This window comes from Cellulosimicrobium sp. 4261 (assembly GCF_040546915.1).
Taxonomy (GTDB): Bacteria; Actinomycetota; Actinomycetes; order Actinomycetales; family Cellulomonadaceae; genus Cellulosimicrobium; species Cellulosimicrobium cinnabarinum.
This window is the reverse complement of the sequence record NZ_JBEPOQ010000006.1, coordinates 220,136-244,127: the sequence shown is the minus strand read 5'-3', so window position 1 is coordinate 244,127 and position 23,992 is coordinate 220,136. Positions and strand designations below refer to the sequence as shown.

Sequence of the window (23,992 nt, the reverse complement as noted above, 5' to 3'; positions counted from 1 at the left end):
GGAGCCCGACGGCGGAAGGGGACTCGCGCCGTCGGGCTCCGGGTTTCGTGGGGCCGGGAAGGGTCAGCCGGCCGCCACGCTCTCGGCAGGCGGGGTCGCCGCCTGCCCGTCCTCCGCGCTCGCGCCCTCGTGGGCCGCGAGCCGCTCTCCCCGCACGACCTCGCGGCTGCTGCCGCGGTAGGCCGCGACGAGGATGTCGCGCATGTCCTCCAGGACCGGCATCCGCGGGTTCGCCGGGGCGCACTGGTCCTCGAACGACCGGAGCGCGAGGTCGTCCAGGCGGCTCATGAAGGCCCGCTCGTCGACCCCCTGCGCCGCGAACGTCGCCTCGATGCCCACCTTGGCGCGCAGCTCCTCGACCGCCTTCGCGTACGACTCGACGCCCTCCTCCGGGGTGGAGGCCGGCAGGCCGAGGTGCTTCGCGATCTCCTGGAACCGCTCGGGCGCCACGTAGCGCTCGTACTTGGGCCAGCTCGTGAGCTTCGTGGGCACCTGGCCGTTGTAGCGGATCACGTGCGGCAGGAGCACCGCGTTGGTGCGCCCGTGCACGAGGTGGAACGTCGAGCCCACGGTGTGCGCCATGGCGTGCACGATGCCGAGCATCGCCGAGCCGAACGCCATGCCCGCGATGGTCGCCGCGTTGTGCATCTTCTCGCGCGCCTTCGGGGCCGCCGCGCCCTGCGTGACCGAGTCCTCGATGTGCTCGAAGACCATCTTGATCGCCTGCAGGCACAGCCCGTCGGTGAAGTCGTTCGCGTAGACGGAGACGAACGCCTCGGTGGCGTGCGTGAGGGCGTCGAAGCCCGAGTCGGCCGCGAGCTTCGCCGGCATGGTGTCCGTGAGCACGGGGTCGACGATCGCCACGGTCGGGGTGAGCGCGTAGTCCGCGAGCGGGTACTTGAAGCCCGTCTCCGGGTCGGTGATGACCGCGAACGGCGTCACCTCCGCGCCGGTGCCCGACGACGTCGGGATGCACACGAGCTTCGCCCGGCCGCCGAGCTCCGGGAACTTGTACGCGCGCTTGCGCACGTCGAAGAACTTCTCGCGCATGTCGGAGAACTCGATCTCCGGGTGCTCGTAGCGCAGCCACATGACCTTGGCGGCGTCCATCGGCGAGCCGCCGCCGATCGCGATGATCGTGTCCGGCTCGAAGTCGCGCATCGACTCCGCGCCGCGGTTCACGGTGCCGACGCTCGGCTCCGGCTCGACCGCGTCGATGATCTGGATCGCGACCTTCTCCTCGCGGCGGGCGAGGACGTCGAGCAGCCGGTCCACGACGCCGATGCGGCTCATGACCTTGTCGGTGACGATCGTGACGCGGTGCACGTCGCGCATCTGCGCGAGGTACTGGATCGAGTTCGGCTCGAAGTACGTCTTGGCGGGCACCTTGAACCACTGCATGTTGTTGTTGCGCCGCCCGATCCGCTTGACGTTGATGAGGTTGACCGCCGACACGTTGTTCGACACCGAGTTCGCGCCGTAGCTGCCGCAGCCGAGGGTGAGCGACGGGAGCAGCGCGTTGTAGATGTCACCGATCCCGCCGAGCGACGTCGGGCTGTTCCACAGCACGCGCACGGCCTTGACGCGCGACCCGTACCGCTCGACGAGCTCCTCGTCGGACGTGTGGATCGCGGCCGAGTGGCCCAGGCCGTCGAGCTCGACCATGCGCTCCGCGAGGCGGACGCCGTGCTCGGTGTCGCGGGCCCGCAGGACGGCCAGGACGGGCGTGAGCTTCTCGCGGCTCAGCGGCTCGTCAGGCCCGACGTCGTCGATCTCGGCGAGGATGATCGACGTGTCGTCGGGGACCTCGAACCCGGCCTCGCGCGCGATCCAGACGGGCGACTTGCCCACGACCTTCGGGTTGAGCTTCGCGCCGGCACAGTTCGTGCCGTTCGCCTCGACACCGAAGATGAGGCGCTCGAGCATCGCCTTCTGGGCGGGCGTCACGCGGTAGGCGTGCAGGCGGGCCAGCTCGCGCATCGCGTCGTCGTAGATCACGTCGTCGAGGATGAGCGCCTGCTCCGACGCGCAGACCATGCCGTTGTCGAACGCCTTCGACATGACGACGTCGTTGATCGCGCGACCGAGGTCGGCGCTCTTCTCGACGTAGGCCGGGACGTTGCCCGCGCCGACACCGAGCGCCGGCTTGCCGGCCGAGTAGGCCGCGCGGACCATGCCGTTGCCGCCCGTCGCGAGGATGAGCGCGACGCCCGGGTGGTGCATGAGCGTGTTGGTCGCCTCGATCGACGGGTGCTCGACCCACTGGATGCAGTCGTCGGGCGCGCCGGCCGCGACCGCGGCGTCGCGCACGATGCGGGCCGCCTCGACCGACGAGCGCTGCGCGCTCGGGTGGAACGCGAACACCACGGGGTTGCGCGTCTTGAGCGCGATGAGCGACTTGAAGATGGTCGTCGACGTCGGGTTCGTCACCGGCGTCACGGCGCAGACCACGCCCACGGGCTCGGCGATCTCGACGACGCCCGTGAGCTCGTCGCGACCGATGACGCCGACCGTCTTGAGGTTGGCCATCGAGTTGGGCACGTGCTCGCACGCGAAGATGTTCTTCGTCGCCTTGTCCTCGAACACGCCGCGCCCGGTCTCGGCGACGGCCATCTGCGCGAGGTGGCCGTGCTGGTGCAGGCCGGCGACCGACGCCTTGAGGACGATCCGGTCGACGTCCTCCTGCGTGAGGCTCATGTACTGGTCGAGAGCCTTGCGGGCCCGCTCGACGAGGACGTCGATCTCGTGCGTCGTGCGGGTGTCCTCGGTGCGGTTCTCGGCCTTCGTGCTCGCGCTCTTCGCGCTCATGCGTCCCCTCCGGTGCCCGGCCTCGCCGGGCGTCGGCCGCGGGTGTGCCGGGGCCGGGATGCCCCGGCTCCTTCGGCGGTCTCTCTACTTGTGAAGGTTTTCACAAGGGACCCGTCCCCACAAGGGTCCGGCCCCGATGCGGGCCGAAGGTCCCCGCCTCCTCGTGACCTCCGCACCACCGCCCGCGCGCCGTAGGGTGGGTGACCATGACCGCCGAGCAGACGACGAGCCCCTCGCCCGCGACCCGGAGCCGCGCAGCGACCGACCGACCGGACGGCACCCCCCACGACCCGTACCTCTGGCTCGAGGAGGTCGAGGGCGACGAGGCGCTGGCCTGGGTCCGCGCCCGCAACGCCGAGGTCGCCGACACGCTCGAGACCGCCGACGAGTTCGCCGCGACCGAGCGCGCGGTCCGCGAGGTGCTCGACTCCGACGCCAAGATCCCCGAGGTCTCGAAGATCGGCGACCGGTACTACAACTTCTGGCGGGACGCGCAGCACGAGCGCGGCGTCTGGCGGCGCACGACGCTCGAGTCCTACCGCACCGACGACCCGGAGTGGGAGACCGTGCTCGACCTCGACGCGCTCGCCGCGACCGAGGGCGAGTCGTGGGTCTGGCACGGCGCGAGCGTCCTGCGCCCGACGCCGGAGCAGCTCGCCGCGGGCGAGCCCTGGCGGCACGCGCTCGTCGAGCTCTCCCCCGGCGGCTCCGACGCCGACGTCACGCGCGAGTTCGACCTCGTCGAGAAGCGGTTCGTCGCGCCGGAGGACGGCGGCTTCCACCGCGCCGAGGCCAAGGGCTCGCTCGGCTGGATCGACGCCGACACCGTCTACGTCTTCACCGACTTCGGCGAGGGCACGCTCACGCCGTCCGGGTACCCGCGCGTGGTCAAGCGCTGGACGCGCGGCACCCCGCTCGAGACCGCGGTGACCGTCTACGAGGGCACCGACGAGGACATGTACATCTCCGCCTGGCGCTCGCACACGCCCGGGTTCGAGCGCGACTTCGTGCACCGCTCCAAGGCGTTCTACTCCGACGAGCTCTACCTCGCCGAGCGCACCGGCACGCCCGAGCAGCGCCTGACGAAGATCGACGTGCCCGACTCCGCCGAGGTCGGCGTGCGGCGCGAGTGGCTGCTCGTCGAGCTGCGCGACGACTGGACGGTCGGGGGCACCACGTACCGCGCCGGGTCGCTCCTCGCGGCCCGGTTCGACGACTTCCTCGCGGGCGACCGTGGCTTCACCGTGCTCTTCGAGCCCACCGCGACGACGTCGCTCGCCGGCGCCACGTGGACGCGCCACCACCTCGTCGTCAACGTGCTCGACGACGTGAAGAACCGGCTGCACGTGCTGACGCCGCCCGACGCCGCCGCTCCCGGGGACGCCGGGGCCGTCGTCGGGCAGGAGACCGCGGACGCGCCGTGGGTGCGCTCGGAGATCCCGGGCCTGCCCGCGCTGGGCACGGTCGCCGTCGGTGCGGTCGACCCCGTCGACACCGACGACCTCTGGCTCGTCACGACCGACTACCTCACGCCGACGACGCTCTCGCTCCTGGCGCTCGGCGAGCACCCCGGCGACGCGGGCGCACCCGAGGTCGTCAAGTCCAACCCCGCGTTCTTCGACGCCGACGGCATGACCGTCGCGCAGCACTTCGCCACGTCCGACGACGGCACGCGCGTGCCGTACTTCGTCGTGGGCCGGGCGGACCTCGTCGCGGGCGACGGCGACACGGGAACCGGCACCGCGCCCACGCTGCTGTACGGGTACGGCGGGTTCGAGATCTCGCTCACGCCCGCGTACTCCGGTGCGCTCGGCCGTGCGTGGCTCGCGCAGGGCGGTGTCTACGTCGTCGCGAACATCCGCGGCGGCGGCGAGTACGGTCCCGCATGGCACCAGGCCGCGCTCAAGGCGAACCGCCACCGCGCCTACGAGGACTTCGCCGCCGTCGCGCGCGACCTCGTCGCCCGCGGGATCACCACGCCCGAGCACCTCGGCATGGAGGGCCGCTCCAACGGCGGCCTGCTCGCCGGCAACATGCTCACGCAGTACCCCGAGCTGTTCGGCGCCGTGATCGTCGGCGTGCCGCTGCTCGACATGCGCCGCTACACGAAGCTCCTCGCCGGGTCGTCGTGGGCCGCGGAGTACGGCGACCCGGACGACCCCGAGCAGTGGGAGTTCATCCGCACGTTCTCGCCGTACCACCTGTTCGACGCCGAGCGCGACTACCCGCCCGTGCTGTTCACGACGTCGACGAAGGACGACCGCGTCCACCCGGGCCACGCGCGCAAGCTCGCCGCGAAGATGCTCGGCGAGGGCAAGGACGTCACGTACTACGAGAACATCGAGGGCGGCCACGGCGGCGCCGCGAACAACGCCCAGGCCGCGCACATGGCCGCGGTGCACTACCGCTTCCTCGCCGAGCGCCTCGGCTGACCCGGCGCTCCTGCGGGGCCGAGCAGGTGGTCCTGGCGCGTCGGCGAGGCCGGACGCGCCAGGACCACCTGGTCGGCGACGTGCGGGCGGCCCTCAGGAGTGCGGCACCGTCGCGGTGATGAGGGTGCCGTCCTCGCGGCGGTTGCCGGAGAGCGCGCGCAGGCTCGGACGGCCCGGCTTCACCGGTCCCTGGCCGTCGAGCGCGACGCGCGCGACCTCGCCCGGGACGACCTTCACCTGCTCGCCGCGCACGACGACCTGCGCGCCGTCGCCGGTCTCGGCGTCGAGCTCGATCGCGTCGGGCAGCACGGTGACGCGCAGCCGCGAGCCGCGCCACTGCACGCGGAAGGTGAGCGACTCCCACTCCTGGGGCAGGCGCGGGTCGAACGTGAGGTCGCCCTCGGAGTCGCGCATGCCGCCGAACCCGTACGCGAGCGCGGACCACGTGCCGCCCGCGGACGCGACGTGCACGCCGTCGGCGGCGTTGGCGTGGAGGTTCGCGAGGTCGACGTAGATCGACGACACGAAGTACTCGAGCGCGAGCTCGTGGTACCCGACCTCCGCCGCGACGATCGACTGCACGACGCCGGACAGCGTCGAGTCGCCCGTGGTCAACGGGTCGTAGTACTCGAAGTCGGCGAGCTTCTCCTCAGGGCTGAAGTGCTGCCCCTGGAGGAACAGCGCGAGCACGACGTCCGCCTGCTTGAGCACCTGGTAGCGGTAGATGACGAGCGGGTGGTAGTGCAGCAGGAGGGGCCGCTTGTCCTCGGGCGTGTGCGCGAGGTCCCAGATCTCGCGCTCGAGGAAGTGCGAGTCCTGCGGGTGGATCCCGATGCTCTCGGCGTACGGGATCGACATGTGGTCGGCGGCGCGGACCCACTCCGCGGCCTCGTACGCACCCAGCGAGAGCCGGTCCACGAGGCGCGCGTAGTCCTCGGGGTGGTCGGCCTTCATGCGCTCGACGACGTACGCCGCGGCCCGCAGGTTGAAGCGGGCCATGACGTTCGTGAAGAGGTTGTCGTTGACGACCGTCGTGTACTCGTCCGGCCCGGTGACGCCGTGGATGTGGAAGTTGTCGTCGCCGTTGGCGCGCCAGAAGCCGAGGTCCTCCCACATGCGCGCGGTCTCGACGAGGATGTCCGCGGCCTCGCGGCGCAGGAAGTCCTCGTCGCCGGTCGCGCGCACGTACTGCACGAGCGCGTAGCTGACGTCGGCGTCGATGTGGTACTGCGCGGTCCCGGCCGCGTAGTAGGCGGACGCCTCCTCGCCGTTGATCGTGCGCCAGGGGAAGAGCGCGCCCTTCTGCGACAGCTCCGCGGCGCGGCGGCGGGCGGCGTCGAGCATCTGGTAGCGGAAGCGCAGCGCGTTGCGCGCGTACCGCGGGCTCGTGTAGGTGAGGAACGGCAGGACGTAGATCTCGGTGTCCCAGAAGTAGTGCCCGCTGTACCCGGAGCCGGTGAGCCCCTTCGCGGGGACGCCGTTGCCCTCGGCCCGTGCGGTCGCCTGCGCGAGCTGGAACAGGTTCCAGCGGACGGCCTGCTGGATGCCCGGCTGGCCGGGGATCTCGACGTCGGAGCGGGCCCAGAAGTCGTCGAGCCACTCGCGCTGGAGCGCGAGCTGGGCCTCGACGCCGGACTCGCGCGCACGGTCGAGCGTGCGCCGGCAGCGGTCGACGAGCTCGCGCGGCGGGACGCCGCGCGACGTGTGGTAAGCGACGAGCTTGGTCAGCCGGATCGGCCGTCCCGGCTCGGCCTGCACGCGGAACACGTGCTTCGCGAGGTCCTCGTCGGCGAGCGTGCGCACGTCCCACTCGTTCTCGGTCTCGAGCACGTGCTCGGCCGCGACCGCGAGCGTCATGCCGGAGTTGGTGCAGCGGTAGGAGAGCACGAGGCGGTCGTCGTCGCCGAACTGCGTCTGCGGCTGCAGGACGCGCCCCGTGAACTGGTTCGTCTTGCGCGGGTCGAAGCCCTCCCCGAGCGACGCGGACCGCACGTGGTACTCGTCCTGACCGTCCTGGCGGTTGAGGATCTGGGACGAGATCGCGACGGGCGCGGCGGCGTCGAGGAGCGTGACCTCGAACGTCATGACGGCGAGGTGGCGCTCGACGAACGACACCATGCGCTGCGAGCGGATCTGCACGCGCTTGCCCGACGGCGTGCGCCACAGCAGCTCGCGCCGCAGGACGCCGTCGCGCAGATCGAGCGAGCGCTCGTAGTCGATGAGGTCCGCGACGGGCAGCAGGAGCGGCTCGTCGTCCACGTAGAGGCGGATGACCTTCGCGTCCGGGACGTTGACGATCGTCTGCCCGACGCGCGCGAAGCCGTACGCCTCCTCCGCGTGCCGGATGGGCCACGTCTCGTGGAAGCCGTTGATGAACGTGCCGTGCGAGTGGGACTCGCGGCCCTCCTCGACGTTGCCGCGCATGCCGAGGTAGCCGTTCGCGACGGCGAACAGCGTCTCGGTCACGCCGAGGTCCTCCGCGGAGAACTGCGACTCGACGAGCCGCCACGGCTCGGCCGGGAAGCGCAGGCGGTCGACGGTGCTGCGCTCGTCGGCGGTGCGGCGGATCACGCGCCTGCCTCCTCGTCGGCACGGGTGGTCTCGGCGGGGAGGGCGGCGTCGGCGGTCGCGGCGCGCGGGTGGTCGAGGACCGTCGCGTCGAGGTCGCCGAGGTCGGCCACGACGACGTCGGCCCCGTGCGCGCGCAGCGCGTCCGCGCCCACGCCGCGGTCGACGCCGAGCACGAGCCCGAACCCGCCGGCCGCGCCGGCCTGCACGCCCGAGATCGCGTCCTCCACCACGACGGCCTCCCCGGCGGGCACGTCGAGCAGCTGGGCCGCGTACAGGTACGTGTCCGGTGCGGGCTTGCCGGCGACGTGCTCGCGCGCCGCGACGTTCCCGTCCACGACGACGGCGAACCGGTGCGTGAGCCCGGCCGCCGCGAGGACGGCGGGCGTGTTGCGCGACGACGACACGACGGCGACCGCGGCACCCGCCGCCGTCACGGCGTCGAGGAACCGGACCGAGCCCGGGTAGGGCGCGATGCCCTCCTCGGCGAACATGCGGTTGACGATCTCGTCCTTGCGGTTGCCGAGCGCGCACACCGTGGACTCCCCCGGCGCGTCCGTGACCTCGCCGCGTGGCAGCGTGACGCCCCGCGACGCGAGGAACGTCGCGACGCCGTCGTAGCGGGGCTTCCCGTCGATCGACGCGAAGTAGTCCGCGGCGGTGTACGGGGCCAGGCCGTGCGCGGCGCAGTAGGGCGCGAACAGCCGTTCCCAGGCGCGCATGTGGAGCTCGGCGGTCGGCGTGAGCACGCCGTCGAGGTCGAACAGCACGGCTCGCAGGACGGGCATGGAGATCCTTCGCGGTGGGGGGACGAGGGTCTGCGCCCGGTCGTTCCCGCGCCGTCCGGAGGCCGCGGGACGGCCGTCCGCACGTCGCCGTCGTGACCGTCGCGCGAGGTCAAGCGTACGCACCCGGAGGCGTGCGCGGAAAGCGCCCAGGGCGTGTCCGGGCGACGCTCAGGCGTGGGCGCGCTCGGCCAGGACGTCGGCGACGCGGCCGAGGTTCGCGAGCAGCGCGCGGTGCTCGTCGGGCGTGCCGCCGACCCCGCGACCGGGGCCGCCGCCGGACCGCGGCGCGCCGAGGAGCGTCACGTCGTCGAGCGCGGACGGCTCGAGCCCGATGCGGCGCCACGGCACGCTGACGAGGTCGGCGAGCTCGCCGAGCGCCGGCCCGGCGCACTGCGAGACCTTCGCGGGCGGCAGCGCGGCCCAGAGGCGCACGCCGCGCTCGACCGCGCGCGCGACCGTCTCCCACGACCGCTCGTCCCACGCGCCGAGCGTCAGGCCGACCGCGTCGGCGCCCGCGAGGACGACCGGCGCGACGCCCACCCAGGCGGGGCCCACGTGGACGACCGTCGACGCGGACGCGGCGCGCGCGGCGTCGAGCACCGGGCGCAGCCCGTCCACGAGGTCCGGGCCCGGGACCGCACGCAGGCGCGAGTACCCCGAGAACGTGGGCAGCACGCCCGCCCCCACCTGCGCGAGCAGCGGCTCGTCCACCTGCACGACGACGTCCGCGCCCGGGACCTGCCGGCGCACCTGCGCGACGTGCTCGGCCACGCCCGCGGCGAGCGCCTCGACGACCTCGTGCACCGCACCGCGGTCGGACAGGACGCGGTCGCCGCGCGCCAGGTAGACCTCCGCGGCGAGCGTCCACGGACCGGTGACCGTCACGGCGAGCGGCCCCGCGTACCCGGCGCCCGCGATGGCGAGCGCCTCCACGTCCTCGCGCAGGTACGCCTCCGCCCGCCGCAGGTCGGCGCCGCCGTGGTCGGCGAGCTTCCAGCCGTGCGGGCCGAGCTCGACGGGCAGCCCCGGCAGGAGCGTCGTCGTGCGGCCCGTCGCGTCGGCGCCGGGCCCGCGGCCCGGGAGCTGGACGAGGAACGGCACGCCCTGCACGCCCGTCGGCACGTCGGCGAGGTCGCCGAGCACCGTGAGCTGGGCCTCGAGGACGTCCGTGCCCTCGCCGCCGGGCCACGGCCCGAGCCCGCTCACCGCGGTCATGCCGCACCCCCGCGCGCCGCCTCGCGCGGGAGACCGCGCACCTCGTCACGAACCACGTGCCGTCCACCTCTCTCCAGGAGCACACCGGAACACCGAGCCGTGCCGCGACCCCGCCGGGGTCCGGGGGCCGCACGGCCGTCCTGCGGAAGGACCCCGCCATGGGCACGCACGAGAACAAGGCCGTCGCCGTCGCCGTGCACACGCACGCGATCCCGGGCAACCACGCCGACGCCGTCGCGGCGCTGCTCGCGCCGGGCTTCCGCAACCACGACGCCGCACCGGGCGGCGACGGGGGCGACGAGGGCCTCGTCGCGACCATGCACTGGTACGCGGACGCGTTCGAGGACCAGCGCGTCGAGGTGCTGCACGCGGTCGCGGAGGGCGACCTCGTGGCGCTGCACGTCGAGCTCAGCGCCCGGCACACGGGCTACTTCCGCAGCGTCGCGCCGACGGGCCGCCGGTTCCGCGTGCGCGAGATGCACGTGCTGCGGTTCGCCGAGGGGCGCGCGGCCGAGCACTGGTGCGTGCGCGACGAGTCGGCGCTCGTGCGGGCGCTCGCTCACCCGGCGGCCGTCGGCGTCGGCTGAGCGCCCCGTGCGCCCGGGGTACCGGGGCCGGGGGTGGTGCGGCCGGCCCGGTACGCCCCGTCGACCGTGCCCTGCCCGAGCACGCGCGTCCCGGCGTAGACGACGAGCGACTGCCCGGCCGCGACGCCCCGCAACGGCGTGCCCGTGAGCTCGACCTCGATCGACCCGCCGGGGACGCTCCGCACGCGCGCGGGGACCGGCGCGCCGTGCGCCCGGACCTGCACCTCGACGTCGGCCGGCTCGCCCGCGGGCGGGCACGCGTCGTCGAACCAGACGGCGGACCCCGCCTCGATCCGGTCGACGCTGAGCAGCTCGGCCGGTCCGACGACCACCCGGTTGCTCGCGGGCTGGACGTCGAGCACGTACCGCGGGCGGCCGTCGGGCGCGGGTCGGTCGATGCCGAGGCCCTTGCGCTGGCCGACCGTGTAGGCGTAGGCGCCGTCGTGCTCGCCGAGCACCGCACCGTCCGCGTCGACGATCTCCCCCGGCCGCGCGCCCAGGCGCGCGCGCAGGAAGCCCTGGGTGTCGCCGTCGGCGACGAAGCAGATGTCGTAGGAGTCCGGCTTCGCGGAGACCGACAGGCCGCGCCGCGCCGCCTCGGCGCGGACCTCGTCCTTCGAGGCGAAGCCGCCGAGCGGGAAGACCGCCCGCGCGAGCCGCTCGGGACCCATGACCGCGAGGACGTAGGACTGGTCCTTCGCCGTGTTCGGAGAGCGGTGCAGCTCGTGGACCGTGCGCGTCCCGCCCGGGGCGGACGCGTCGGGGACCTCCCGCGTCTCGACGCGCGCGTAGTGGCCCGTCGCGACGGCGTCGAACCCCAGCGCGGTCGCCTTGTCGAGCAGCGCCTCGAACTTGATGTGCTCGTTGCAGCGCACGCACGGGTTGGGCGTGCGCCCGGCCTCGTACTCGGCGAGGAAGTCGGCCACGACCGTGTCCTCGAACCGCTCGGAGAGGTCCCACACGTAGTACGGGATGCCCAGGACGTCGGCGGCACGCCGCGCGTCCCCCGCGTCCTCGATCGAGCAGCACCCGCGCGAGCCGGTGCGGAACTGGTCGCGGTCGCGCGAGAGCGCCATGTGCACGCCGACCACCTCGTGCCCGGCCTCGACCGCGAGCGCCGCGGCGACGGCCGAGTCGACGCCGCCCGACATGGCGGCGAGGACCCTCACGCGGCACCGCCCGTGCGGCTCGCGACGCGCGGGCGCGCCGGGCTCGACGCGAGGCCCGCGGCCCGGGCGCGCTCGACCGCCCGGGGCAGGGCGTCGAGGAGGCGCGCGACGTCGTCGCGCGTGGACGTGACGCCGAGCGAGAAGCGGAGCGCGCCCCGCGCGTCGGCCTCGGGCACGCCCATCGCGAGCAGGACGTGCGACGGCTGCGGCACGCCGGCCTGGCACGCCGACCCGGTCGAGGCCTGCACGCCCGCGGAGTCGAGCAGGTAGAGCAGGGAGTCGCCCTCGGCACCGGGGAAGGTGAAGTGCGCGTTGCCGGGCAGCCGGACGACGCCGTCGTGCGCGCCGGGCTCGGGTCCGCTGAGCACGGCGTCCGGGACGCGCTCGCGCACGCCCGCGACGAGCTCGTCGCGCAGCGCGGCGAGGTGCGCGGCCCGCTCGGCCCGGTGCGCGACCGCCTCGGTGACCGCGACGCCGAACGCGCGGATCGCGGGGGCGTCGAGCGTCCCGGAGCGCACGCCGCGCTCCTGGCCCCCGCCGTGCAGCACGGGCGTCAGCGGGGCGTCGCGCCGCGCGAGGAGCGCGCCGACCCCGACGGGCCCGCCGACCTTGTGGCCCGACACCGTCATCGCGTCGAGCCCGCTCGCGGCGAAGTCGACGGGCACCTGCCCGACGGCCTGCACGGCGTCGGAGTGCACCGGGATGCCGTGCGGACGCGCGAGCTGCACGACCTCCGGCACGGGCTGCAGCGTCCCCACCTCGTTGTTCGCCCACATGACGGAGATCAGGGCGATCTCGTCGGCGTGCTCCGCGATCTCGGCGCGCAGGGCGTCGAGGTCCACACGCCCCTGGGCGTCCACGGGCAGCAGGACGATCTCGGCGCCCGCGTGCTCCGCCATCCAGAACGCGGGGTCGAGCACCGCGTGGTGCTCGACGGCGGACACCACGATGCGCCGGCGGCGCGGGTCCGTGGTCCGGCGGCCCCAGAACAGCCCCTTGACCGCGAGGTTGTCGGCCTCGGTGCCGCCTGCCGTGAAGACGACCTCGCTCGGGCGGGCGCCGAGCGCGGCCGCGACCGACTCGCGCGCCTCCTCGACGGTGCGCCGCGCGGCGCGGCCCGCGGCGTGCAGCGACGACGGGTTGCCCGTGCGGGTCAGCTCGTCGACGAACGCGTCGCGCGCCGCCGGGGACAGCGGCGTCGTGGCGGCGTGGTCGAGGTAGGCCGTCACGAGGACGGGGGTCGGCCCGCCGGGCGCACCGGGGCCGACGCCGGTCACGGGGCCGGGAGCAGGGGTCACGGTCACCCAGTCTACGAACCGCGGGGCGACGCTCGCGGTCCGAGGGGTGGGCAGCGCTGGACATCCCGGTGGAAAGCGCTAGGTTGTGGGACATCTACGCCCGGCCGTCGCCGGGCGCTCGCCCGGTCGCAGGACCGCCGTCGCGCGCCACACGTCGCCGCGGGACGGGAACGTGCCGCGGGCGGGACCGCCAGCCACCGACAGGGGAAGTGGCCTCTCGATGCCCGACGACGTCGCGCCGCCCGCCGTCGAGACCACCGGGGACGTCCCGGTCGCCTCCGGCGGTCGACGCCTGCTCTGGGCCGACCTGCCGCTCGCGCTGCGCGACGAGCTGGAGGCCGTCGCCGGGGGCAGGGTCGTGCACGAGCGCTCGGTACCGGCCGGGTTCAGCCCGGGCCTCGCGTCCGTCCTCACGCTCGACGACGGCAGCCGCCTCTTCGTCAAGGCGGCCCGGACCGCCGACGAGCCCGTGGCCGCCGACCTGCACCGCGCCGAGGCGAAGGTCGCGACGCGGCTGCCGCGCGCCGTCCCCGCGCCACGCTTCGCCTGGGGGCACGGCGACGGCGACTGGGTCGCGCTCGCGTACGAGGCGGTCGACGGGCGCTCGCCCGGCACGCCGTGGGACCCGCACGAGCTCGACCGCGTGCTCGCCGCGCTCGTCCGGGTCGCGTCCGCGCCGGGGGCCCGAGCCATGCGCCTGCCGCCCACCGGCCCGGACTTCGCCGGCATGGCCACCGGCTGGCGCGCCCTGCGGGCCGACCCGGACCCCGGCCTGGCAGCGCTCGTGCCCTGGGCGGCGGCGCGCCTCGACGCGCTCGCGGAGGCCGAGCGCGGCGCGCTCGTCGCGTGCGAGGGCGAGTCGTTCGTGCACGGCGACCTGCGCGCCGACAACGTGCTGCTGACCCCGGAGAAGGTCTACCTCGTGGACTGGCCGTACGCGTCGCGCGGCGCGGCGTGGCTCGACCTGGCGATGCTCCTGCCGAGCGTCGTCATGCAGGGCGTCCGGGACGTGTGCGAGCCCGTCACGGTGAGCGCCGACCCGGCACGACGCGCGCGGGGGGGCGCCTGGGCGGCCGCGACGTTCGCCGCGCACCCGCTCGGCCAGGACGTGCACCCCACGGACCTGCGTGCCGTCGTCGCGGGGATCGCCGGGTACTTCCTGCACTCCGCGCGGCAGCCCGCGATCCCGACCATCCCCCGTCTGCGACCGTTCCAGCGCGCCCAGGGCGTCGCGGCCCTCGCGTGGCTGGAGCACCTGGGGCTCTGAGCGCGCAGGCCCCGGCGCCGTCGTGGCGCCGGGGCCCGGGCGTCAGTCCTGCCAGACCTGCACCACCGCGGGCCGCGGCCCGGCGAAGGCTCCCGCGGGCACCGGAGCCCCCGGGGTCAGGTAGTCCGGGAAGGACGACACCTGCGCGTCGAACGTCCCGTCCTCCCCGGGGTGCTGCACCGCGACGTAGACCATGCGGTCCGCCGAGTCGACGAGCGGCCCGCACGTCTCGGCGCCGCGCGGCACCGAGAGGAACTGCTCGACCCGCCCGCGCTCGCGGCCGTCGAGCGTGACCTTGAACAGGCCGTCGCACTTCTGGATCGTGCTCGGCTGGCCGTCGGTCGAGATCCACAGGTTGCCCTCGGCGTCGAACGCGAGGTTGTCCGGGCACGAGATCGGGGAGACCTTCTCCCTCGGGTAGCCCGAGAAGTAGGTGGAGGAGTTCGTCGCGGGGTCGCCCGCGACGAGGAGGAGGTTCCAGCGGAACGTCAGCGACGCGGCGTCGTCGCGGTCCTCGACGATCTCCACCACGTGCCCGTCGCGGTTCGTGCTGCGGGGGTTCGGCTCGGTCGCGCCCTCGGCTGCGCCCGGGCCGCGCGAGGTGTTGTTCGTGCACGCGACGTACACGCGGCCCGTGACGGGGTTGGGCTCGACGTCCTCGGGGCGGTCCATCTTCGTCGCCCCGACCTTGTCGGCCGCGACGCGGGTGTAGACGAGCACCTCCTCGACGCTCATGCCCGGGACGGCGCTGCGCCCGTCGACCACGAGCGGCAGCCACTCGCCGCGGCCGTCGAACGCGCCGTCGGACGGCACCGCGCCCGAGCCGTCGATCTCGGACGCCGGCGAGTCGCCGCGGAACCGCGCGACGTACAGCGAGCCCTCGGTGAGCAGCGTCTTGTTGTGGCGGCGGGCGCCCTCGCTGTTCCCCGGGCGCATCGTGCGCGAGGAGACGAACTTGTACACGTAGTCGAAGCGCTCGTCGTCGCCCATGTACGCGACCGCGTTCCCGCGGCGCGACAGGATGACATTGGCGCCCTCGTGCTTGAACCGGCCGAGCGCGGTGTGCTTCACCGGCGGCTCGGCGGGCGCGTACGGGTCGATCTCGACGATCCAGCCGAACCGGTTCGGCTCGTTCTCGTACCCGGGGTTGCGGGCGTCGAAGCGCGGGTCGTCGAGCTCCCAGCCGTACCCCGTCGCGGCGTCGCGCAGGCCGTAGCGGGCGTCGTGGCCCGTGCCCGACGTGCGGAAGTACCCGTTGTAGTTCTCCTCGCCCGAGAGCACCGTGCCCCACGGCGTGGTGCCGCCCGCGCAGTTGTTGAGCGTGCCGAGCACGCGCGTCCCCGACGGGTCGGCGACGGTCCTGACGAGGTCGGACCCCGCGACCGGCCCGGTGAGGCGGAGCTCGGTCGTCATGTGCACCCGGCGGTTGTACCGGCTGTCCGCCACGTAGTCCCACGGCGTCCCGGTCCGACGACGACGCACCTCGACGACGGACATCCCGTGCGCCGCGCGCTCGATCGCCCGGCGGGTCGGGGCGTCGTACGAGGCGTCGAACATGATGGCGGGGTTCGTGTACTCGTGGTTCGCGACGAGCAGCCCGCGCGTCCCGCGACCCGGCCCCTTGCCCGCGCCGCGGCCGCCGGCGAGGGCGTGCTGGCGCTCGAACGGCAGGATGTCGAGGTAGTCGTTGTTGTAGCCGAACTGCCGCGCCTGCTGCTCCGGGGTCTGGCGCGAGACGTCGAACGGCGCCCCGCCGCGCAGGATCGGGTCGCCCCAGCGGATCACCGGGCGCCACCGGTACCCGTCGGGGACGACGAGCGCGTCGCGCGCCGCAGGTTGGGGCGAGATCGCGCCGAACGCGAGCCCCTTCTGCGGGCGGCCACCGCCGTGCCCGCCGTGCGCCGCGACGCCCTGGGCGGCGGCGGACGGCGCGGTGACCGTCTGCGCGCCGAGCACGACGGCCGCGGCTCCCACCGCGAGCCCGCCGAGCAGCGCGCGGCGTGACAGCGCGCCGGCGACGACGTCGCGGAACGTCTCGTTCGCGCTCTCGTTGGGGACCGGGTGCGAGCACGCGTCCGCGCACTTCAGCCGGCAGGTGACGGGGCTGCGCTTGCCGCGCGCGTGCGGCGCGACGGAGAGCAGGGGGCGATGCTCGGGGGCAGGCGTGATCGTCATCGGTCGTCTCCACGGGTCGGGGGGCCTCCCCGTCACCGGGGAGTCGGCCCGACGCTAGGAACGATCGGTGACCGGCCGGTCACCGCCCGGAGGACACCGGGTGAACTCTCGGCGCCGACCGGGCGGTCAGCCCTGCGACGCGCGGTGCTCCCGCAGCACCTCGGCCGCCTGCGGCAGCACGTCCGCGAGGTCGCCCACGACCGCGAAGTCCGAGATCTCGAACAGCGGGCACTCCGGGTCGTTGTTCACCGCGACGATCACCTGCGACGCCTGCATGCCGCCACGGTGGTGCGGGGCGCCGGAGATGCCCGCGCCGATGTACACGCGCGGTGCCACGGTGACGCCCGTCTGCCCGACGAACTGGTCGTGCCAGCCCTCGTAGACCGCGTCGCGCGTCGCGCCCACGGCGGCGCCCAGCGCGTCGGCGAGCTCGACCACGGGGGCGAAGTCGCCGTTCGTGCCACGGCCCCCGGCCACGACGATCGCGGCCTCCCCGAGCGCGGGACGGCCCGCGCCCGCGGACGCGTCGACCGTGCGGGACACGACGCGCGCCGCGGTCGCCGCGGGGGTCAGCTCGACGCGCAGCGCCTCGACCTCGGTCGCGACGGCGGCGTCCGCCGGCTGGGGCACCACCGAGTTCGCGCGGAGCGTCAGCACCGCCGGGTCGGTGAGGATCTCGCTGCGCACGTCCCACGAGCCCGCGAAGACGCGCTTGTCGGCCACGAGGTGGGTGCCGTCGTCGTGCAGCGCGGACGCGTCGACGACGAGGCCGGCCCCCGTGAGGAACGCGAGGCGCGCCGCGGCCTCCTTGTTCGGGAACGACGACGTCAGCAGGACGGCGTCGGCGTGCGACGCGCGCGCGGCCGCCGCGAGGACCTCCGCGACGACGGGCGTCAGGTGCAGCGCGTCGCCGGTGACGACCTCGCCGCCGGACGACGGCTCGGCCTGGCGCACGAGCGCGACGCCGTGCGCGCCGAGCTGGGCGAGGACGCCGACGCTCGGCGCCTCGAGCGCGACGGCCTCCACGCGCCCCAGCGCGCGGCCGAGGGTGATCAGCTCCAGCACGGGCGACCGCAGCTCGGTGGCTGCGGAGTCGAGGAGGACGAGGACGGTACGGGCCCCGGGGGTGCTCATGTGCGGACGCCTCTCAGACCAGGTCGTTGCGGATGAGGAACTCGGCGAGGGCGCGGCCGCCCTCGCCCTTGTCGACGACGATCTCCGCGTCGGGGCGCGGCGGCCGCGGCGACGCGTCGAGCACGCGCGTGCGGGCGCCCGCGTCGCCGACGAGCGCCGCGTCGACGCCGAGGTCGGCGAGGCTCCACGCCTCCACGGGGCGCGTGCGCGCCGCCATGATGAGCTTGAAGTTCGGCATGCGCGGGTCGTTCGCGTGGTCGGTCACCGACACGACGGCGGGGAGCGGCGCCTCGAGGACCTCCTCGACGCCGTCGAGCTCGCGCGTGACGCGGGCGGTGCGTGCGCCCGGCTCGCCCTCGACCTCGAGCCTCCCGGCGAGCGTGAGCTGCGGCAGCCCGAGCTCGGCCGACAGGAGCGCCGGGACGACGGATCCCAGCCCGTCGAGCGCGGCCATGCCCGTCACGACGACGTCCACCGGGGCCTCGTCGGCGAGGCGGCGCACCGCGGCGGCGAGGACGCGTGCGGTGCCGAAGTAGTCCGAGCCCGCGATCGCGTCGTCGCTCACCCGAACCCCGCGGTCGGCGCCGAGCTGGTAGGAGCGGCGCACGGCGCCGTCGGCGTCCGGCCCGGCGACGGTGAGCACGACCACCTCGCTGGTCTCGCGCTCCTCCTCCGGCAGCGCCTCCTTGAGGCGCAGCGCGGCCTCGACCGCGTTCTCGTCGAGCTCGTTGAGCGTGCCCTCGTCGGCCCGGCGCACCACGCGGCCGTCCTCGAAGCCCCGGTCGGCGTGGATGTCCGGGACGTACTTCACGGCGACGACGATCCGCATCGGCTGCTCTCCCTGTGCGCTGGGCGGTCGGCCGGAGAGGTACCCGGCCCGATCCGCCGAAGCCTACCGGCGGGCGACCGGAGGAGCCGGTGACACCCGCCACAATGGACGGGTGCACGAGCCGTCGCCCGACCCGAGACCCGTCCCGCCGATCGCCCCCGGGAGCGTCGACCGGCACGCCCTCGTCCCACCGCTCGGGGTCCGCCTCGCCGGCGACGGCGTCGACGTCGCCGTGCTCGCGTCGCACGCGACCGCCGTCGAGCTGTGCCTCGTGGACGTGGTGGACGCGGCGCTCCCCGCGCACGACCCGGCGCGCTACCGCGAGCGCCGGGTCCCGCTCGCCGGCCCCGCCTACGGCGTGTGGCACGGCCACGTCCCGGGCGTCGGCGCCGGCCAGCGCTACGGCTTCCGCGTCCACGGGACGTGGGACCCGGCCGCCGGCCTGCGGCACAACCCCGCGAAGCTGCTCGTCGACCCGTACGCCCGGGGCCTCGCCGGCGAACTCGTGGACGACCCGGCGATCCGCGGCCAGGTCGGCGACGACCCGTACGGCCCGCCCGACCCGCGCGACTCGCTGCCGTTCGTGCCTCACGCCGTCGTGGTCGCCGAGCCGACCGGGACGCTCGCTCCCCGCCCGCGCGTCCCGTGGCGCGACACCGTGGTCTACGAGGCGCACGTGCGCGGGCTCACGCAGCGTCTGGAGGCGCTGCCCGAGCACCTGCGCGGCACGTACGCGGGCGTCGCGCACCCGGTGACGATCGAGCACCTGCAAAGCCTGGGGGTCACGAGCGTCGAGCTGCTCCCGGTGCACGCCAACGTGCCGGAACCACACCTCCTGGCGAGCGGCCGCACCAACTACTGGGGCTACTCGACCCTCGGGTTCTTCGCGCCCCACGCCGCGTACGCCACGCGCGCCGCGCAGGAGGCCGGGCCGGGCGCCGTCCTCGACGAGGTGCGCGGCATGGTGCACCTGCTGCACGAGGCGGGGATCGAGGTGCTGCTCGACGTCGTGCACAACCACACGTGCGAGGGCGGGGCCGACGGGTACCACCTGTCGTGGCGCGGCCTCGACAACGCCGGGTACTACCTGCACGACGGCGGCTCCCCCGCACGTCTCGCGGACGTCACCGGGACGGGCAACTCGCTCGACTTCCGGCGGCCGGCGGTCGTGCGGGCGGCGCTCGACTCGCTGCGGTACTGGGCCGAGGTCGTCGGGGTCGACGGGTTCCGGTTCGACCTCGCCGTCACGCTCGGCCGGGGCCCCACCGGGTTCGACCCGGACCACCCGTTCCTCGTCGCGCTCCAGACGGACCCGGTGCTGTGCGGGCTCAAGCTCGTCGCCGAGCCCTGGGACGTGGGCCCCGGCGGGTGGCGCACCGGGCAGTTCCCGCCGCCGCTCGCCGAGTGGAACGACCGCTTCCGCGACGCCGTCCGCCAGTTCTGGCTCGCGGACGCGCGCGAGGCGTCGCACGGGCGGCCGGGCCACGGCGTGCGGGACCTCGCGACGCGCCTCGCGGGCTCGGCCGACCTGTTCGGCCGCTCGGACCCGCCGCTCGTGCGCGGCCCCGTCGCGTCCGTGAGCTACGTGACCGCGCACGACGGCTTCACGCTCGCCGACCTCGTCGCGTACGACCACAAGCACAACCTCGCGAACGGCGAGGACAACCGCGACGGGACCGACGACAACCGGTCCTGGAACCACGGGCTCGAGGGCCCGGTCGCGCCCGACGCCACCACGGGCCGAGGGCTCGCCGGCCCCGGCGTCGAGATCGCCCCGCTCCGCCGCCGCTCGATCCGCAACCTGCTCGCGACGCTCGTGCTCGCCGCGGGCACCCCGATGATCACCGCGGGCGACGAGATGGGCCGCACCCAGCGCGGCAACAACAACGCCTACGTGCAGGACGACGAGACGTCGTGGGTCTCGTGGGACCTGTCCCCGTGGCGCAAGGACCTGCTGGCGACCGCCCGCCACCTCCTCGCCCTGCGGCGCGAGCACGCCGCGCTGCGCCCCGACGCGTTCTTCACCGGCCGCCCGCGCCCCGCGGCGCCGGACGGCCCCGGCGGTGCGGCCGCCGGCACGGCAGCGGGCGGGGCGGCGGGCTGGGCAGGGGGCGCGGCGGCGGGTGGGGCGGCCGACGGCGGCCACGGCCCCGGCCCGACGGCGGTGCCCGACCTGGCGTGGTTCGATGCCGCCGGCGGACCGCTGGACCACGGGGCGTGGCACGACCCGGGCGTCCGGACGCTCCAGATGCTGCGGACCGCTCCGGAGCCCGGCGACGCCGACGTGCTCGTCGTGCTCACCGGCGCGCTCGACCCGGTCGACGTGACCCTCCCGGGTCTGCGGGCCGAGTCGGGCGGCGAGCCCGAGCGCTGGGAGCTCGCGTGGGACTCGGACTGGGAGCACCCGGACGACCCGGACCGCGCCGCGGGCGAGAGCGCCGCCCGCCCGGGCGACGTCGTCGGGCTCGAGGCGCTGAGCCTGCGCGTGTATGTCTCCCCCACCCCGCCGAGGCAGACGCCCGGCCCCGCGAGGTAGAGCCCAGGTCCCCGAGGAAGAGCCCAGGTCACGCGAGGTAGAGCCCTGGTCACGCGAGGTGGAGGCGCGGTCACGCGAGGCAGAGCCGTGGGCGCTCGCGCCCGCCGGGTCTGGACACGTGCTCTACTCTTCCCGCATGAGTGACAGCGCGGTCGACTCCTCCCCCAGCTCTCCCACGATCGAGGACCCCGAGGTCGTCGTCGTAGGGGCCGGGCTCTCCGGTCTCGTCGCGGCGACCGAGCTCACGGCGGCGGGCCGCCGGGTGGTCCTGCTCGACCAGGAGCCCGCGGCGAGCCTGGGCGGGCAGGCATGGTGGTCGTTCGGCGGGCTCTTCCTCGTCGGCTCGCCCGAGCAGCGGCGCATGGGCGTCACGGACTCCGCCGAGCTCGCGTTCGACGACTGGCTCGGGTCCGCGCAGTTCGCGCCCGGCGCGGACCGCGGCGAGGGCCCCGACCGGCACGGCTACGCGTGGGCGCAGGGGTTCGTGGACTTCGCCGCCGGCGAGATGCGCGGCTGGCTGCACGACAAGGGCGTGCGGTGGTTCCCGCTCGTGCAGTGGGCGGAGCGTGGCGGGTACCCGGTGCGCTCGGGCGCCGACGGGTCCGCCGGGGGCGCGCACGGGAACTCCGTGCCCCGCTTCCACGTCACGTGGGGCACCGGCCCGGGCGTCCTCGAGCCGTTCGTCCGCGCCGCCCTGGACGCGCGCGCCGCGGGCCTGCTCGACGTGCGGTTCCGGCACCGGGTCACGTCGCTGGTCGTGACCGACGGCGCGGTGACGGGCGTGCGCGCGGAGGTGCTCGCGCCGTCGGACGCCGAACGCGGGGCGCCGTCGTCGCGCGCCGTCGTCGGGGAGGTGGAGATCGCGGCGAGCGCCGTCGTCGTGACCTCCGGCGGCATCGGCGCGAACCACGAGCTCGTGCGCTCGCGCTGGCCGCAGACGGCGGGCCGGCTCCCCGCCCGCATGCTGTCCGGCGTCCCCGACTCGACCGACGGGCTCATGATCGGTGTCGCCGCCGACGCGGGTGCGGCACTCGTGCACGAGGACCGCATGTGGCACTACCCGGAGGGGATCGCGAACCACTCGCCGGTGTGGACGGATCACGGCATCCGGATCCTGCCCGGGCCGAGCTCGCTCTGGCTCGACGCCGACGGCAACCGGCTGCCCGCGCCGCTGTTCCCCGGCTTCGACGCCCTCGGCGCGCTCCAGCACGTCACCGAGCGTGGCGACGACCACTCCTGGTTCGTGCTCAACAAGGCGATCATGGAGTCGGAGTTCGCGCTGTCCGGCTCGGAGCAGAACCCCGACCTCACCGGCAAGGACGTGCGGCTCCTCGCCCAGCGCGTGCTGCCCGGCGCCGTCGGGCCGGTCGCGCGCTTCGCCGAGCAGTCGCCGGAGTTCGTGTGGGCGGACACGCCCGAGGAGCTCGCCGTGCGGATGAACGCGCTCGTCGAGGCGACGCCGGGCTCGCGCGGGCACGTCGACCCCGCGGCGCTGGCCCGCGTCGTCCGGCTGCGCGACGAGCAGGTCCGCACCGGGCTGGGCAAGGACCCGCAGGTCGTCGCGACGGCGATGGCCCGCCGCTACCGCGTCGACCGGCTCATCCGCGTGTCGCCGCCGCGGCCGCTGACGACCCCGAAGGACGGGCCGCTGCTCGCCGTCCGCCTCTCCGTGCTGACGCGCAAGACGCTCGGGGGGCTGTGGACGGATGGCTCCGCGCGGGTCCTGCGCGCGGACGGGTCCGTGCTGCCCGGGCTCTGGGCCGCCGGCGAGGCGGCAGGGTTCGGCGGGGGCGGCGTGCACGGCCACCGCGCGCTCGAGGGGACGTTCCTCGGCGGGTGCCTCTACTCCGGCCGTGTCGCCGGCCGCGCGGTCGCCGTCGACCTCGGCTGACCCGGGTAGGGTCGGCGACCATGACCGTGCCCGACGACGCGTCCCCGGCCCCCGCGCCGGGCGCCCCCGCGGCGGTCGACCAGCTCGACGTCCCCGCCTGCGAACGCCTGTTCCGCCGCAACGGTCTCCCGCTGCTCGTCGAGGGGCACTCGCTCGACCGCGACGTGTTCGGGCGGTCCGCCCCGTTCCTGCTCGTCGTGCTGCTCGCCGAGCTCTCCGGCGCGGTGCGGTCGGGCTGGCCCGCGTGGGCGAACGCGCTCGCGCTCCTCGGTGCCGCGGCGATCGTCGCGGCCGCGTACGCGGGGCTCAACGTGGTGCGCGGTCGGCCGTGGTCCACGCTCCCGCAGTCCGTCGGCGTCCCCGAGCTCGCGTTCTTCGTGCTCGTGCCGGCCCTCCTGCCGGTCGTGTTCGGTGGGCAGTGGGGCGACGCCCTGCTCACCGTCGTCGGCAACCTCGTGCTGCTCGGGGTCGTGCGCGTCGTCGTCGGGTACGGCGTGCTGTCGTCGTTGTGGTGGGGGCTCGCGCGCGTCACCGACGAGCTCGGTGCCGCCCTGCTGCGCCTCGTGCGTCTGCTGCCGCTGCTGCTCGTGTTCTCCCTCGTGCTCTTCTACAACGCCGAGGTGTGGCAGGTGTTCGACCGGACGCACGGCGTCGCCGACCTCGTGCTCGGCGCGTTCTTCGCGCTGCTCGTCGTGCTGTTCGTCGGTCTGCGGTCGCCGGCCGAGGCCCGGGAGGCGCTCGCGGAGACCGCCGCGCGGCACCCCGGGCACGAGGACGCAGCACGCTTCAGCCGTGGCCAGACGGCGAACCTCGCGACGATGATCGCGACGAGCCAGCTCCTCCAGGTCCTCGTCGTGAGCCTCGGCATGGGCGTGTTCTTCATGGCGCTCGGCACGCTCACGGTGACCCCCGAGGTCATGGCGCTGTGGGACGTCGACGGCGGCACCTGGCAGCGGACGCTCTCGCTCGTCGGCGGGGGCGGCGTCGGCGGCGCGGACCTCGTCGTGACCCAGACGCTGCTGCGCGTCTCCGTCGCGATCGCGACGTTCACCGGGCTCTACTACGCGATCTCCGTGCAGGTCGACGCCGTGTACCGCGAGGAGTTCGTCGACGGCATCGAGACCCAGCTCGCCGACGTCGTGCGCGCCCGCTCGCGCTACCTCGACCTCCTCGCCACGCCCCCGCCCGCGAGATAGAGGCGGCCTCCGCGACGTAGAACCGAGGTCGGCCGAGGTAGAGGCCAGGTAGGCCGAAGTAGAGGCCAGGTTCATGACCGCGCCTCTACCTCGACCGAC

Annotated in this window: 15 protein-coding genes; 6 read left to right on the top strand and 9 right to left on the bottom strand. The window is 74.8% G+C overall.

Annotation, left to right across the window (positions count from 1 at the left end):
* Nucleotides 1–63: 63 nt before the first annotated feature.
* The gene (adhE, locus tag ABIE39_RS10670) at nt 64–2,808 is read right to left on the bottom strand and encodes a bifunctional acetaldehyde-CoA/alcohol dehydrogenase (RefSeq protein WP_175009959.1); all 2,745 of its coding nucleotides are present in this window, start codon (nt 2,806–2,808) and stop codon (nt 64–66) included.
* 206 nt (nt 2,809–3,014) lie between these two features.
* Here adhE and ABIE39_RS10665 point away from each other — a divergent pair, with 206 nt between their 5' ends.
* A complete protein-coding gene (locus ABIE39_RS10665; RefSeq protein WP_114553124.1) occupies nt 3,015–5,240 on the top strand; it encodes a prolyl oligopeptidase family serine peptidase in 2,226 nt (741 codons plus the stop codon).
* Between the two features lie 93 nt (nt 5,241–5,333).
* Here the strand turns inward: ABIE39_RS10665 and ABIE39_RS10660 are convergent, their stop codons facing one another.
* The 3 genes from ABIE39_RS10660 to ABIE39_RS10650 all read right to left on the bottom strand — a co-directional run bounded on the left by ABIE39_RS10660 (nt 5,334) and on the right by ABIE39_RS10650 (nt 9,811).
* Nucleotides 5,334–7,811: a glycosyl hydrolase family 65 domain-containing protein gene (locus tag ABIE39_RS10660; protein ID WP_114553122.1), complete on the bottom strand. Its 2,478-nt coding sequence runs from the start codon at nt 7,809–7,811 to the stop codon at nt 5,334–5,336.
* A complete protein-coding gene (locus ABIE39_RS10655; protein ID WP_114553121.1) occupies nt 7,808–8,596 on the bottom strand; it encodes a beta-phosphoglucomutase family hydrolase in 789 nt (262 codons plus the stop codon). Before ABIE39_RS10655 ends, ABIE39_RS10660 begins: the two co-directional genes overlap by 4 nt.
* Nucleotides 8,597–8,764: 168 nt before the next feature.
* Nucleotides 8,765–9,811 carry a uroporphyrinogen decarboxylase/cobalamine-independent methonine synthase family protein gene (locus tag ABIE39_RS10650; RefSeq protein WP_354051677.1) on the bottom strand — a complete coding sequence of 349 codons (1,047 nt, stop codon included), beginning with the start codon at nt 9,809–9,811 and terminating at the stop codon, nt 8,765–8,767.
* Between the two features lie 158 nt (nt 9,812–9,969).
* Here ABIE39_RS10650 and ABIE39_RS10645 point away from each other — a divergent pair, with 158 nt between their 5' ends.
* Complete coding sequence (locus ABIE39_RS10645) at nt 9,970–10,398, top strand: ester cyclase (RefSeq protein WP_354051675.1); 429 nt, start codon at nt 9,970–9,972, stop codon at nt 10,396–10,398.
* Here ABIE39_RS10645 and mnmA read toward each other — a convergent pair.
* Together mnmA and ABIE39_RS10635 are read right to left on the bottom strand one after the other, a co-directional pair.
* Nucleotides 10,371–11,567, bottom strand: a complete 1,197-nt coding sequence (gene mnmA, locus ABIE39_RS10640; protein WP_354051673.1) for a tRNA 2-thiouridine(34) synthase MnmA — start codon at nt 11,565–11,567, stop codon at nt 10,371–10,373. The two genes, ABIE39_RS10645 and mnmA, sit on opposite strands and share 28 nt — an antisense overlap.
* A complete protein-coding gene (locus tag ABIE39_RS10635; RefSeq protein ID WP_354051703.1) occupies nt 11,564–12,796 on the bottom strand; it encodes a cysteine desulfurase family protein in 1,233 nt (410 codons plus the stop codon). Before ABIE39_RS10635 ends, mnmA begins: the two co-directional genes overlap by 4 nt.
* 289 nt (nt 12,797–13,085) lie before the next feature.
* Between ABIE39_RS10635 and ABIE39_RS10630 the strand changes: the two genes are divergently transcribed.
* Nucleotides 13,086–14,132, top strand: a complete 1,047-nt coding sequence (locus tag ABIE39_RS10630) for a phosphotransferase (RefSeq protein WP_175009964.1) — start codon at nt 13,086–13,088, stop codon at nt 14,130–14,132.
* Nucleotides 14,133–14,174: 42 nt separating this feature from the next.
* Here the strand turns inward: ABIE39_RS10630 and ABIE39_RS10625 are convergent, their stop codons facing one another.
* From ABIE39_RS10625 to ABIE39_RS10615, 3 genes are all read right to left on the bottom strand, one after another.
* Nucleotides 14,175–16,307 (bottom strand): PhoX family protein, encoded by a 2,133-nt coding sequence (locus ABIE39_RS10625; RefSeq protein WP_354051671.1) that lies wholly within the window; start codon nt 16,305–16,307, stop codon nt 14,175–14,177.
* A gap of 126 nt (nt 16,308–16,433) precedes the next feature.
* A complete protein-coding gene (locus ABIE39_RS10620; protein ID WP_175009966.1) occupies nt 16,434–17,441 on the bottom strand; it encodes an FAD-binding protein in 1,008 nt (335 codons plus the stop codon).
* Nucleotides 17,442–17,454: 13 nt separating this feature from the next.
* Entirely contained in the window at nt 17,455–18,270 is an 816-nt protein-coding gene (locus tag ABIE39_RS10615) for an electron transfer flavoprotein subunit beta/FixA family protein (RefSeq protein ID WP_175009967.1), read from the bottom strand.
* 151 nt (nt 18,271–18,421) lie between these two features.
* Between ABIE39_RS10615 and glgX the strand changes: the two genes are divergently transcribed.
* The 3 genes from glgX to ABIE39_RS10600 all read left to right on the top strand — a co-directional run bounded on the left by glgX (nt 18,422) and on the right by ABIE39_RS10600 (nt 23,893).
* The gene (glgX, locus tag ABIE39_RS10610) at nt 18,422–20,806 is read left to right on the top strand and encodes a glycogen debranching protein GlgX (RefSeq protein ID WP_354051701.1); all 2,385 of its coding nucleotides are present in this window, start codon (nt 18,422–18,424) and stop codon (nt 20,804–20,806) included.
* Nucleotides 20,807–20,942: 136 nt separating this feature from the next.
* Nucleotides 20,943–22,697, top strand: a complete 1,755-nt coding sequence (locus tag ABIE39_RS10605) for an FAD-binding dehydrogenase (RefSeq protein WP_354051669.1) — start codon at nt 20,943–20,945, stop codon at nt 22,695–22,697.
* A 20-nt stretch (nt 22,698–22,717) separates the two neighbouring features.
* Nucleotides 22,718–23,893, top strand: a complete 1,176-nt coding sequence (locus ABIE39_RS10600) for a hypothetical protein (RefSeq protein WP_108051087.1) — start codon at nt 22,718–22,720, stop codon at nt 23,891–23,893.
* Nucleotides 23,894–23,992: the final 99 nt, after the last annotated feature.